This window comes from Methanoregula sp. PtaB.Bin085 (genome assembly GCF_002067035.1).
Taxonomy (GTDB): Archaea; Halobacteriota; Methanomicrobia; order Methanomicrobiales; family Methanospirillaceae; genus Methanoregula.
The window spans coordinates 1-12,491 of record NZ_MVQB01000057.1 but is presented as its reverse complement, the minus strand read 5'-3'; the positions used below and the strand labels follow the sequence as shown (position 1 = coordinate 12,491).

The following is a 12,491-nucleotide window of genomic DNA, read 5'->3' as shown; positions in this document are numbered from 1 at the left end:
TTAAAAAACGTTATGCTTCTTTTCTGCCCTGCACACGGTATCGCGCCCACACAATCCCGTCTCCCACAACCTCCGCACTCTGCAGCAGGAGGGGCACCTGCAGATCCATAATACCGGCCTTCAGCGGGTCGGACATGGTTGGATCGGCTTTCCCGCCGGCGATAACCGGATGGATCAGCACGCTCACCTCGGTGACAACGCCGGCGTGCAGGAGCACGCTGTTGAGCGTCCCTCCGCTGTCCACCCGAAGGACTTTTACCCCGTACTGCCGGTTCAGTGCTTCCAGCGCAGCCCTCATATCGATGCGGTCATCCCCGGCAACGATCGTTCCTATCCGCCGCTCCTTCAGGTAACCGAGGTAGTCTGCGGGAGTTGCAGCCGAACAGCATGCAAGGACATCCCGCATGTACGGCCATTTCCGGATCGCATCCCAGCAGCGGACCCTGCCCCGGCTGTCGGCGATAACCAGCAGCGGGCGGGGATCCTCTTTTGTACCGGGGGGAGGCGTGAACAACTCCTCGTGCTCCGGGGGCACCTCGAGTGCCGGGTTCTCGCGGACAGCGGCTAGGACCGTTTCGCTGCCAAAGAGGATGGCATCCGGATTCCATTGTGCGGCCAGACCGTAATAGAGGCCGAGATCTGCCGGGAAGTTCGTGATTCTGCCGTCGACGCTCATGGCGGTATGGAGGATAACATCCGGAAGCATGGTAATCCTCATCCGTGTCGGCATACCGGGAGATAAAGGCGGGGCTTGCGGGGCGAAACTGGATCGGACGATGCTGCATGCAAATGTTCATAGGCCCCTGTAAAAAAACTGAATCCTGACCATGTCTCTCACGAAGACACTGGAGCATCTTGCCGAGACGGCTGGGTATTACGTCGGATATTGTATCGGTTTTGCGATCATTTTCGCGATCGGGCTCATGATCCTCTGGGTCACGATGGAGCCATACCACTAATCCCCGGGATCCCTGATAATGACCCGGAACATTCCAAAGCCTTTTTATTTTTCGTTTTTTAAGGATAGGATATGAATCTCCCCGCGGTTGCTCCAGCACGGCGGAACATCCTGATTCTCCTGCCGCTCATTACTGTTATCTGTGTCGGTCTTTTCGGGCGGCTCGCTACGGGATCCTTTGCCGACCTCTTCGATTTCCAGATATACTACACTGCGGTGGAGAACGTTCTCGGAGGCCGGATGCCCTGGGCAGGTGGTGTCGAGTTCTACTACCCGCCGCTCGCTTTTGTGCCGCTCCTGATCGCATATGCAGCCTCTCTCTTCGGGGGCGGGCCGTTTGTGTATGTCCTGGTCCTGTGGGTGGAGATGATCTGCTGTTCTGTCATCACCACGTTCTGCGTCTATCTCACAGGCCTGAAGATCTACCCGGAGAAAACAGCATTTCTGGCAGCAGTACTGAACGCGACGGCACTCTCCGTTGCATATTACTCGCTGTGCCGGTTCGATGCGTTCCCGGCGTGCCTTGCCATGCTGGCAATCACCGCAGCCCTGTATGATGACAGGACAACCGGGTATATTGCATCGCTTCTCGGCCTTTTCACCAAGATCTGGCCGATCGTGGTCTTCCCGTTCCTCTGGATATATAATGCCCGGAAAACGTCGGTTATTGAAGAAGGAAAGCAGCGGGCGTTTGCGTTTCTCGCCGGAGGGGGGCTTCTCTTTGGCCTCATGATACTGGCTGGTTATGACAAATTCCTCGGGTATGCCGGCCGGGTGTACTGCAACACGGTCCCGTATGCCGTCCACCAGTATCTCCTGGTGGCGGGAATCGTCGTCCCGTTCGATACCATCGCCATACTCTTCCGGCTCTTAACCGTGGTTATTGTTCTAGGCGCACTGTACCTGATGTACCGCCAGCCGGGAAACATCGTCCTGATGCTCAAACTGGTACTCGCCGTCATCATCGCGATAATCCTGTTCTCCCAGTACCGTTCGCCCCAGTATATTGTATGGTTCACGCCGCTTGCCGCCCTGCTCGTTGCCGGCGACCTCAAAGGAATCCTTGTCTTCGTCGCAATCCAGGTCATGGGATACATCGAATACCCGTTCGGCTATAACCTGTTCTGGGTCAACGACAGGTATGTTTCAGGCTGGGGCATGGTCTTCTTCACCGTATTCTTCCTGATGATCGGGCTGCTCCTCTGGCGGGCGTTTCTTGTACCTGACGTGAAGGAGAAGGAGACTGTACGCAAAGAGAAAGGGCGTCGTACTTCGGCGAAGAAGTGAGATTTCATCCGGATACCGGTTTTTGTTTCGCAGCAGTCCATGAAGGGAACGGCGGCATTCTCCTGCAATCAGGGACAACCGGGGTTCAGGGCGTCTGACCGGTTCCCGGAAAAAATGATGCTCTTCAGCTGATATGAGAGGAAAGGAATGACGGGATTGATTGTATCCTGCGGCTCACCATATGCCCCTTGGGATGACGTGCAGGCATACCCGCCGGGGAAATTCCCGGCCGGGTGGAGATGGTCATATTCATGCGCCCGCGGTTATCTGCCTGCATCGCAAGTTCCCCTTCCATGTACTGGATCCCTCCGGAGGTATCTGCTTTATCCCGGTATTCGAGAGAATACCGTGCAATGGTGATGACTGAATCGCCAACCTTGTTCCTTTCCAGGATAGAACATTCAGAACGAACAAGAGAATACCCGTATTTCTCCAGTATTTCACAGAGATGCTGCTGTTCTCCCTCCAGTCCCGTTGGTGCGAAGACGCTTCCGATGAGAAGAAGCTCGGAGAATACCTGCTGGAGATCCGGATTTTTATTCATGGCAATCACGATATCCTTTTCCATTGACTGGCCGGTATACATCACATGTTCTGGAATGGAGTCCTCCCCCTATGCCGGACTCACCATCCTTCTGGATTGACCTTACTCCGGCAAAGATAAGATTCATCTCCCGTCCGTACATGCACCGCTGATTCCCATATATATCACGTAGTTTCAAGTTAATCGCTGCGATTAATTTTCATGAACATAATGAATGTTATCTCCCTATCCTGACTTTTATATATGAACTCTTTCACGGTTGGCTATTTTCCTTCACATTTCAGCCTCTTCCGGATCACGGACTGGATCTGGCGCAGGATGCAGGGACTGTACGAGATCCTGATATTCAGCGCACTTCTGCTTTCATCCGAATGTATTGCAATGGCCTACATATCCTGCATCATCCAGCAGCTGCCATGGGACCCAATCCTTGCAGCGGTCCCCTTCTTCGTTGCCTTCTCGGTGTATAACCTCAACCGGAAGACCGATGAGGCTGAGGACGCGATCAATTCCGAGAAACGTTTCGCGTTCACCAGGGGATTCGGGCCGTACCTGTATTCCGGCGCCCTGCTCGCTCTTGCATTCGCACTGGTCCTCTCAGCGTTGTCCGGCATACCCGCCCTTCTTGCTACCGGTGCACCCTTCATCCTGGGCACTCTGTACAGTTTCCGGCTGCTCCCGAAAGGTTTTGGTTACCAGCGCCTCAAGGAAATTCCTGTAGTAAAAAACATTATTGTCGGCATGGCGTGGGGGATCTTTCTTTCCCTGTTCCCGGTTTTCATCCGGAACGGGACACCGGGCCCGGCAACCCTGATAACATTCCTTCTCTTCTTTATGTGGGGATTCATGGCCTCGCTCATCCCGGACATCCGGGACCGTGACGGTGATGCCGGGGCCAATATCAGGACTATCCCGGTTATCTTCGGAAAAGCGCAGACAAAACGGATCCTTACCGGCGTACTGCTTCTCATCGGGATTCCGGTTACCGCATTCAGTCTCTTCGTACTTCCGGTACATGCGACCCTGATCGTTGCCGCGGCAAATCTTTATTCGCACGGTTGCGTCATCCTCCTTGACCGGGAGGAGATTATTCACGTTATTGCCGATTGCATTTCCGACGGCCAGTATATTTTTTTTGCAGCGGCCGTTGTTTGTCTCACCTCCCTTCACCTTGCGTATTAAATAATAAATATTATTTTATATTTAGTTGCAAAACAAATATTTTTCAATATTCTTCCGGAGTACGGGAATAAAAAAATCCGGCCAACATATATATTGCCATTGTCAGATCGTAGTACAATGGAGCCGCTGGAAGTATATAATGCAAATTTCAAGCTTATCCAGTCAATTTATTCGTCACGATTGAAGATACAGATACTCCTCTCCGTAGCCAATAAACCGAAAAACCTCTCGGAACTCAGAGATATCACCGGCAGCACATCACAGGCAATCATCCCGAAGATTCGTTCGCTTGAGCGTCTCTTTCTGATCGAACAGATTGATCATGGATATACCATCACGCCGACTGGCAGGATCCTTGCCACAAAAATCGGGGACTTCGTCATGACAATCGGCGAGATTATGCAGCATCGGGAGTTCTGGGCAACCCACGATATCGAGGGTATCCCGCAGCCGTTTCTTTTCCAGATCGGCAGCCTCATCAGCTCGGATGTGAAGTACGACACAACCGACAACATGTTCCATGTCTATACTCATTTCGTCACCATTCTGAAAGAGGCAGCGTACATCCATGGAATCTCGTCTGTCATGAGCCCGCAGGTTGCAGATGTTCTTGCAGATCGGATCGTTGCCGGTGTTCCGGTCGAGCTGATTGTGAACCGCAGTGTCGCAGAAGGCCTGATGCAGGAGCCGTTTTTATCCAGGATACAGAAGCTCAGACCGTACCAGAATTTCAAGATCTGGATGGTTGATGAACCGCTCCATCTCGGCATCACGGTGACTGACAAACACCTCTCTCTCGGGCTCAATAACAAGGCCAATGCAGTGTACGACAGTTCTGCGGATATGTACAGCAATGATCCACAGGCCCGGGACTGGGCAGAGAACCTGTTCCGTTATTATCAGAGTCGTGCGAAACGGATGAACCTGGAATAAGTACCGCTTTTCCATCGCATCACGGGAATGGAAAATCCTCCACCCGCTTCAATGAACGGGCAGATTCAAAGAATGCCGGAGACCGTTTTGTCGGATGAACTTCGGGGACTCTGGTATTTACGGTATGTATATCCCCCCCTGAACGGAGACCAGAAGAATCCTGGAACACTTATTCCCGGGGCGTTCGACACAGGGTCCCCGGGTTCTTTTCCATGGTGCAGCACCGTTTCATGGCGCGGAGGACCGCATCGACTGCCCGCTTGCCTGACCATACCCAAGCCGGCAGCCTTTGCTGGGGGAATTCAGGGTAAGGAAAGGAATGCAGCAGGCGCTGCTGCAGCCAGATAACAGATCTGATCGCAGGTGCCTGTTCCGGTATTTCTGCAAATACAGGATGCTCTGCCGGCAGGATACCTCGGGGCTGTCCAGTGAATATTCCCCTGAGGCAGACGGTTCCCGGAGTTGTTACGGACGAAAAAGAGATGATATCCTGCGCCAACGGTCATACACCTATATGAACCCGCCGGCAGTCCGGTACATCACCGCAAACGGCATCACCATCGCGTACCAGCAGTCAGGTTCCGACGGTCCTCCCCTCATCCTTATCAACGGGTTCGCTTCCACGATGGATACCTGGAATCCCCCGTTCCTTGAACCGCTTGCCCAGAGGTTCCGCATCATCGTCTTCGATAACCGGGGCACCGGGTATACGTCGGCGGGAGAGATACCGTTCTCCCTGCCCCTGTTCGCGCAGGATACCCTTGCCCTGATGGACGCTCTTGGGATTTCCCGCGCTCATATCCTCGGGTTGTCGATGGGTGCTTCCATCGCGCAGGAGCTGGTCCTCGCCCATCCCGGCCGGGTGGACCGGCTCGTCCTTATCTCCGGCACGTGCGGGGGAGAACACATGGTTATGATGCAGCCGGAGATCTGGGCGCGGCTGTCCGACAAGAGCGGGACCGGAGTTGACGTGGCCGACCGGATGTTCTCCGTGCTCTTCCCGAAGAACTGGCTTGCATCCCACGACCCGTGGCAGCATTGCCCTGATGTCCGCGAGACGACACCTGAGCACATGGCCGCACAGCAGGCTGAGGCATTGTTCCGGTGGCCGGGTTCGTTCGACAGGTTGCCGGCAATCCGGTGTCCGGTGCTGGTCGTTACCGGGGCAGAGGACGTTGTTATCCCGCCACAGAATTCCCGGATCCTTGCAGATCGTATCACCGGTTCACGGCTCGTGGAATTCCCGGGTGCCGGGCACGGGCTCCAGTACCAGTGCCCGCGAGAATTGGCCGGGGCAGTTCTGGCGTTCCTGACGGCAGTCCGGGAATAACTTGAGCCGTCCGGGTTTTTTCACGTTCAGACGGTGATGCTGAATCCGCAGGTCCTCCCCCGTCACTGGTTCAGGGCAGAACCGGCAGGTTCAGTCCACAACTCCGGGTATTTTCCGGGCTTATATGCCAGCGGTGCAGATACTCATACCGGTGAACCCTGTGAGAAATACCCTGCTTCTACTGGCATGCTTCTGCCTCCTGGTTTCCTGCGCCTGCGCAGCCACGGCAGTTACCGTTACCGCGGTCGGAGACCGGTCCTATTACCTGGGCGAAAAAGTAATTTTCAGGGGACAGAATACCGATTCGGATACCACATACCTCTTCATTACCGGCCCCAACATTGCTGCGGGCGGCGGAAAACTCACCTCGCCCCGGCAGGCCGTTGTCAGCGGGAACCCGGATACCTTCACGGTCGTGAAAACACAACCGGACAAAACCTGGGAATTTCCCTTCTACACGGCCAACCTCCCCTTCGATGCAGGGTCATACACCCTGTATGCCGTGAGCAGTCCCGTTGCGTTGAACCAGTTTGGCAATACAACAGCCTCCGGGACCGTCAGCATCATCCTGAAAAAACCGTTCATCTCTGCAGTCATCTCTCCGGCGACTGTTGTGAAAGGGAAGGGATTTGCGGTCACCGGGTTTGCAGAAGGCGACCCGCCGGAAGTCCAGGTCTGGATTATCGGCGGCAACACCGCCCTGGCGGCGAAAACCCCGGTCAACCCGGATGCTTCATTCACCTTTACCGGCACTGAAGCCGTGTCAGGCAATCTTCCGGCAGGACAGTACTGGCTCTTCGTGCAGCATTCGATGCAGAACAACCGGTTCGATATCGATATGAGCGGGGAGTGGGTCCGCAACCTGAAACTGAACAACGGAACAAACGTCTTTAAGATCAGCGGCCCGGGAAGCCTTCAGGGCAGCGACGCAGCAGACGCGCTCGTTGCCGCATTCAGCGATCCTGACATTCAGAACGAAGAAACCTATACTGTCATTCCGTTCCAGGTTGCTGATGCAGGAAGCCCGATCACCCCATCAACACCGGCGACAACCAGCCCGGTCCAGAGTCCGGCACAGTCTGCCCCGCTCCAGTATGCCGCACCCATCGGGGCGGGCGTCCTGCTGCTGGCAGGGCTCGTGCTCTGGAAGCGGCAATAATTTTCTTTTTTTTCCGACAGTCACGGATCCCTGCCGGTATCCGTAAAAAGATACTGTGGCAGGGAAGGAATCATTCACCTCTAAAAAAATTTTTCATTGGTAATCGGGATTGCCGGTCAGGTCTTCAGCCATCGTCCAGAGCCGCGCCTGCACCTTCCGGTTGCGGGAGAGGGGCGACGACGCTGTCTCCTTTTTATTTTCGAAATACCGGCCGGTCACCCCGGCTACGTCAGGAGACCGGGCAAGCCAGACCGGTATTTCTGCCGCTTTCTCCGGCGTTATGGCAGGATACCCGGGGAACGCAGAGCGAAGGAGTTTCGTATCCACAACACCCGGATGCAGGCAGTTAGCCGTTATACCGGTTCCTTCCAGGTTCCGTGCCAGCGTGTACGTGAAGGTCACATCGGCTAATTTCGAGAGCGCATATGCACGCCACGGATCGTACTGCCGCTGGCCGGGCAGGTTTTCCCAGTCTATCCGGTCCACGTCAAAATGGGCGCCCGACGCAACAGTCACTATTCGGGATCCTTTCCGGAGCAGCGGGCGCAGCAGGCGGGTGAGGAGGAACGGCCCGAGGTAGTTCACGGCAAAGGTCATCTCGATGCCATTCTCAGTTACATGACGGGTACCCTGGTACGTTCCGGCATTGTTGATGATGACATCGAGATGGCTGTACCGCGACCGGATATCGGCTGCCATCCTGCGGATTTCAGTCTGCCGCGTGTAGTCGGCTATGACGAGGTCCGGACGGCCGGACCCTGTTTTCCCTGCCAGCTCCTGCCGAACCTCGTTTCCTTTCTTTTCATCTCTCCCGTGGAGAATAATTGTGGACCCTCCGGCAGCAAGCGCAGTTGCTGTCGCTTTCCCGATACCGTCCGTTGAGCCGGTGACAAGGATGAGCGGATCTGCCATGCTGCCTTTTTCAGGGTGGGACGTGATGAAAATTTCGGTTCCTGCCGGCAGGAATTCGAATTTTTCCCATTTCATGGCAAGAACAACTGAAGCGAATGCTGCCAGAACCCGGGTAATGTCGTGACAGGAGAGAACATGCCGGATTTGTCACGCAAGCCATGGACCTGCCGTTATCCGTGTAAACGATACTATGACAATTTTTCAGGAAAGAACTGTTGCAGAGCGTCCGCTCTGACGTGTAACAATATAAGAACAGTGACCGTGTAAGAAGGAAGGTGATTGCAGCTTGGTATGCTTCCCGGGGACTCGCGTACCTCAGTACAACATACTACGTGTGTCAGCTTAACTGCTGGGTTCGGAATGAGACCAGGTGTTTCCCGACAGCTATGGCCGCAATCACCACGATGTTGCTTTTAGATGCTTTGAGTTCTGAACGGAGGGCGGACACATTTTACCGACGAAGTCGAAGAATCGCAGGCGATTCTTCTCCACGTCGATGTGCTGACGCACATCTCCGTAAGCCAAGGTCCGGATTTGAACCGGAGTGTAGTTGATCTGCAGTCAACCGCGTGGCCGCTCCGCCACCTTGGCAGGTCGTGTGATGGCCTGATACCCTACCATGTAGGATATCATTCCATTTAAGGTTTGCACTCAGAATTTCGTCTGGGTTTAATGTGGTGAGCACTAGTGTTTGGACGTTAGTACTTCCGGACTGAACACGTCGTTGCCTTCGTGCGTACATCCGAAGCCTATCAATCGGGTCTTTTACCCGTGTCCTCAGCGGAGTCTCTTTTTAGGCCGGGTTTCAAGCTTAGATGCTTTCAGCTTTTATCCCTTGGCGCGTGGCTGCTCGGCACTGCCCTGTCGGACAACCGATCGACTAGAGGCGCCGAATGAAAGTTCCTCTCGTACTATTTCATTCTTACCCTCAGACTCCTAACACTCCTGATAGATAGTAACCGACCTGTCTCACGACGGTCTAAACCCAGCTCACGATCCCCTTTAATAGGCGAACAACCTCACCCTTGGCTGCTGCTGCACAGCCAGGATGGAAAGAACCGACATCGAGGTAGCAAGCCGCCGGGTCGATATGTGCTCTTGCCGGCGACGACTCTGTTATCCCCGGGGTAGCTTTTCTGTAGTCAATAAGCCTCACCAAAAGGCTGTATTGGTTCGTTAGACCCGAGTTTCCTCTCGCGATCATTTGCTTTGCATGATCGCGTCAGGCCAACTTATGCTCTTGACACTCTTCTGTGAGTTTCTGACTCACATGAGTTGACCTTGGGGCACCCTTGATATTTTTTCGAGGGTGTGGCGCCCCACCCAAACTGCCTACCTACCGGTGTCCTCGTAAGAGTTAGACGTACAACAAAACTAGGATGGTGTCTCATCGGTGGCTCCCCGCTGCCCGAAAGCAGCGGATATAACGCCTCCCATCTACGCTGCGCAAGAATTATCGTACATCAGCGACAGGCTGCAGTAAAGCTCCACGGGGTCTTCACTTCCCATCAGGAGTCCCTAGTCTCTGCACTAGGACAAAAAGTTCAACGGATATGTGTTAGGGACAGTAGCGCACTCATTAATCCATTCATGCAAGTCGCCAATTAAGCGACAAGGTACTACGCTACCTTAAGAGGGTCATAGTTACCCCCGCCGTTTACGAGTCCTTCGTCCGGTTGAACCCGGTATTCAGATACTCGCACTGGGCAGGAATCAGTGACTATACTAGTCCTTTCGGAGTTGCAGTCACCTATGTTGTTATTAGACAGTTAGTGCGCCCCGGTCACTGCGACCTGCCTGATCTCCAGGCAGGCACCCCTTATCCCAAAGTTACGGGGCCAATTTGCCGAGTTCCCTTAACTACATTTAAATCCGACACGCCTTCACCTCTTCAGCGAGGGGCACCTGTGTCGGTTCTCGGTACGGACATGTGATTCCCTTTTCATGGACTCCGGGAATTTGCCTGGTTACCCCATCACGCTTTCACCCGCTTCTCACCATTACGGTACTCCACGGGGTTATACGCTTGGACGGGACGACGGTCCCGCCGGGCATACCCCAAAGTGTCAGGGTCTTGCGACTAAAAACCACATGGTACAGGAATATTAACCTGTTTCCCTGTCGGTACGTTCGAGTTACGACGCACCTTAGGACCGACTAACCCTCGACTGACGAACATTGTCGAGGAAACCTAGCCCCTGCGGCGGTTGGGATTCTCACCCAACTATGCTTCTACTAGTGCCAGAATTCTCATCACTACGCGGTCCACTGGAACTTACGCCCCAGCTTCTACCCACGCAGAGCGCCTCCCTACCAGATCATCTTTCGATGCTCCGTGGTCTCTGTAGTAGGCTTTAGCCCCGTCCATTTTCACCGCCCTAAATCTTGACTGGTAAGCTGTTACGCACTTTTTAAAGGATAGCTGCTTCTGAGCTCACCTTCCAGTTGTCTTTGACCTAGGACCAATTTCAGTGTTTACACTTAGCCTACATTGAGGGACATTAACCACGGTCTGGGTTGTTTCCCTTACGCATTACAAGCTTACCCCGCAATGCGGACTTCCGACCATCTAGGGTGTTGGGGAGTTTGGAGTTTGACAGGGGGGTGAGAAGTTTCCCTCCCAGCTCCCCCAATCAGTGCTCTACCTCACCAACGACCTCCGGTCAGGTCATGCTGCGACATGTTTAGGGAGGAACCAGCTGATGCCAGGTTCGATTAATCTTTCACTCCTATACGCAGGTCACACCAATGATTTGCATATCAATACGGCTTGCGGTCCTCCACGCAACTTTCGTCACGCTTCAACCTGCCCACGCATAGATCACCCGGCTTCGGGTCTTATCCTGCTGACTCCGCGCACTTTTAATACGCCGTCCCACACATTGCTGCTACGGACTTGTTGGTTTCCCTTTGGCTTCCCTTGTGGGTTAACCTTCGCCAACAGAATAAACTCTCTGGCCCGTTCTTCAAAACGTACGTTACGACCCTGGCAGGCATGCCCGTACTACCGCCTCGCGACGGGTTCCTTCGCATGCAAGATCCTTTCGGGCCGCAACTCGCGATCTCCTACCAATTTCAGGCGCTTTTAACCACCTTTTCAGGGTTACTTTTCAGCTTTCGCTCACGCTACTACTACGCTATCGGTTTCAAGGTGTATTTAGCTTTGGAGGTTGATGACCCCCTAATTCACGCGAGAATTCCAACCCGCGTTACTCGAGACACCACCTGGGCCTGTCTGCTTGTGCGTACGGGACTATCACCCTCTGTAGTGTGCCGTTCCAGGCAACTTCCGCTTCACATCCAGGTCCGTACGGTGGGCTGTGACACCACATCTCCCTTGCGGGATTCAGTTTGAGCTCTGTCGTGTTCGCTCGCCGTTACTAACGACATCTCGGTTGATTTCTTCTCCTGCCCCTACTGAGATGTTTCAATTCGGGGCGTTCCCGATCCTCACGGATCATAACCGAAGTTATAGGATGTCCTATTAGGGTATCTCCGGATCAAAGATTCCTTGCGTCTACCCGGAGCTTATCGCAGCTTGGCACGCCCTTCATCGGCACTTGAACCGAGCCATCCAATGGTAGGATTATACTAATGCTCCATTAAACCCATTTAACGTCCTGAGTGCAAACCTTTACACGGCCTCTGCAAGTCATTGGTTTGACTCTCAGCCCTTCCCTCGTGATTCACATCCCGAGGTGCATCTAAAACGGCCCACCGGGATTCGAACCCGGTCGATCGCCCCGTATGGCGATGAACCTTTCTCTTGTTGACACCGGCAACTTTACAGTTTGTTTAGCAACCGCTTTCCCGAAAATTTCGTTAGGAGGTGATCCAGCCGCAGATTCCCCTACGGCTACCTTGTTACGACTTAACCCCCCTTGCAAAACCTAGATTCGACCGCCGCGGATACGACGGCCTCATCAAGACCTCACTCGGGTGGTTTGACGGGCGGTGTGTGCAAGGAGCAGGGACATATTCACCGTGCCATTTTGAGACACGATTACTACGGATTCCAGCTTCATGTGGGCGAGTTGCAGCCCACAATCCGAACTAAGGATGGGTTTAGGAGATTGCCTTCACCTTTCGGTGTCGATACCCATTGTCCCACCCATTGTAGCCCGCGTGTAGCCCAGATAATTCGGGGCATGCTGACCTACCGTTGCCCATTCCTTCCTCCTCTTTA

General features: G+C 54.0%; 9 protein-coding genes, 1 tRNA gene and 3 rRNA genes. 6 read left to right on the top strand and 7 right to left on the bottom strand.

All coding sequences use genetic code 11. The annotated features are described in order from the left end of the window. Positions 1-10 precede the first annotated feature (10 nt). Positions 11-706, bottom strand: coding sequence for a RibD family protein (locus A4E33_RS11730; protein ID WP_292348370.1), 696 nt, complete (start codon positions 704-706; stop codon positions 11-13). Positions 707-827: 121 nt separating this feature from the next. Between A4E33_RS11730 and A4E33_RS11725 the strand changes: the two genes are divergently transcribed. Next, positions 828-959: a hypothetical protein gene (locus A4E33_RS11725; protein ID WP_292348368.1), complete on the top strand. Its 132-nt coding sequence runs from the start codon at positions 828-830 to the stop codon at positions 957-959. Between the two features lie 71 nt (positions 960-1,030). Then, positions 1,031-2,245 (top strand): hypothetical protein, encoded by a 1,215-nt coding sequence (locus tag A4E33_RS11720; RefSeq protein ID WP_292348366.1) that lies wholly within the window; start codon positions 1,031-1,033, stop codon positions 2,243-2,245. Between the two features lie 124 nt (positions 2,246-2,369). On the opposite strand, the gene A4E33_RS11715 is transcribed toward A4E33_RS11720, so the two are convergent. Beyond that, positions 2,370-2,813: a hypothetical protein gene (locus A4E33_RS11715; protein WP_292348364.1), complete on the bottom strand. Its 444-nt coding sequence runs from the start codon at positions 2,811-2,813 to the stop codon at positions 2,370-2,372. Between the two features lie 219 nt (positions 2,814-3,032). On the opposite strand from A4E33_RS11715, the gene A4E33_RS11710 reads away from it, so the two are divergent. The 4 genes from A4E33_RS11710 to A4E33_RS11695 all read left to right on the top strand — a co-directional run bounded on the left by A4E33_RS11710 (position 3,033) and on the right by A4E33_RS11695 (position 7,393). Continuing rightward, positions 3,033-3,971 (top strand): UbiA family prenyltransferase, encoded by a 939-nt coding sequence (locus A4E33_RS11710; RefSeq protein WP_292348362.1) that lies wholly within the window; start codon positions 3,033-3,035, stop codon positions 3,969-3,971. Positions 3,972-4,088: 117 nt separating this feature from the next. Continuing rightward, a complete protein-coding gene (locus A4E33_RS11705) occupies positions 4,089-4,904 on the top strand; it encodes a winged helix-turn-helix domain-containing protein (RefSeq protein ID WP_292348360.1) in 816 nt (271 codons plus the stop codon). Between the two features lie 514 nt (positions 4,905-5,418). Then, on the top strand, positions 5,419-6,234 hold the full coding sequence (locus A4E33_RS11700) for an alpha/beta fold hydrolase (protein WP_292348358.1): 816 nt from the start codon (positions 5,419-5,421) through the stop codon (positions 6,232-6,234). Between the two features lie 160 nt (positions 6,235-6,394). After that, on the top strand, positions 6,395-7,393 hold the full coding sequence (locus A4E33_RS11695) for a hypothetical protein (protein ID WP_292348356.1): 999 nt from the start codon (positions 6,395-6,397) through the stop codon (positions 7,391-7,393). A gap of 93 nt (positions 7,394-7,486) precedes the next feature. On the opposite strand, the gene A4E33_RS11690 is transcribed toward A4E33_RS11695, so the two are convergent. The 5 genes from A4E33_RS11690 to A4E33_RS11670 form a co-directional block, all read right to left on the bottom strand. Then, entirely contained in the window at positions 7,487-8,305 is an 819-nt protein-coding gene (locus tag A4E33_RS11690; RefSeq protein ID WP_292348354.1) for an SDR family NAD(P)-dependent oxidoreductase, read from the bottom strand. 276 nt (positions 8,306-8,581) lie between these two features. Beyond that, positions 8,582-8,703: ribosomal RNA gene (gene rrf / locus A4E33_RS11685) — 5S ribosomal RNA — on the bottom strand. 121 nt (positions 8,704-8,824) lie between these two features. Further along, positions 8,825-8,896, bottom strand: a tRNA-Cys gene (locus tag A4E33_RS11680). Positions 8,897-8,984: 88 nt separating this feature from the next. Next, positions 8,985-11,905: ribosomal RNA gene (locus A4E33_RS11675) — 23S ribosomal RNA — on the bottom strand. Positions 11,906-12,129: 224 nt separating this feature from the next. Then, a 16S ribosomal RNA gene (locus A4E33_RS11670) occupies positions 12,130-12,491 on the bottom strand; the annotation flags it as partial.

What these genes read in the sequence shown, in the direction of transcription:
- A4E33_RS11710 (WP_292348362.1), top strand. Translation starts at nt 3,033, where the DNA reads ATGAACTCTTTCACGGTTGGCTATTTTCCTTCACATTTCAGCCTCTTC.
- A4E33_RS11690 (WP_292348354.1), bottom strand. Translation starts at nt 8,305, where the DNA reads ATGGCAGATCCGCTCATCCTTGTCACCGGCTCAACGGACGGTATCGGG.
- A4E33_RS11715 (WP_292348364.1), bottom strand. Translation starts at nt 2,813, where the DNA reads ATGGAAAAGGATATCGTGATTGCCATGAATAAAAATCCGGATCTCCAG.
- A4E33_RS11705 (WP_292348360.1), top strand. Translation starts at nt 4,089, where the DNA reads ATGGAGCCGCTGGAAGTATATAATGCAAATTTCAAGCTTATCCAGTCA.
- A4E33_RS11720 (WP_292348366.1), top strand. Translation starts at nt 1,031, where the DNA reads ATGAATCTCCCCGCGGTTGCTCCAGCACGGCGGAACATCCTGATTCTC.
- A4E33_RS11730 (WP_292348370.1), bottom strand. Translation starts at nt 706, where the DNA reads ATGCTTCCGGATGTTATCCTCCATACCGCCATGAGCGTCGACGGCAGA.
- A4E33_RS11725 (WP_292348368.1), top strand. Translation starts at nt 828, where the DNA reads ATGTCTCTCACGAAGACACTGGAGCATCTTGCCGAGACGGCTGGGTAT.
- A4E33_RS11700 (WP_292348358.1), top strand. Translation starts at nt 5,419, where the DNA reads ATGAACCCGCCGGCAGTCCGGTACATCACCGCAAACGGCATCACCATC.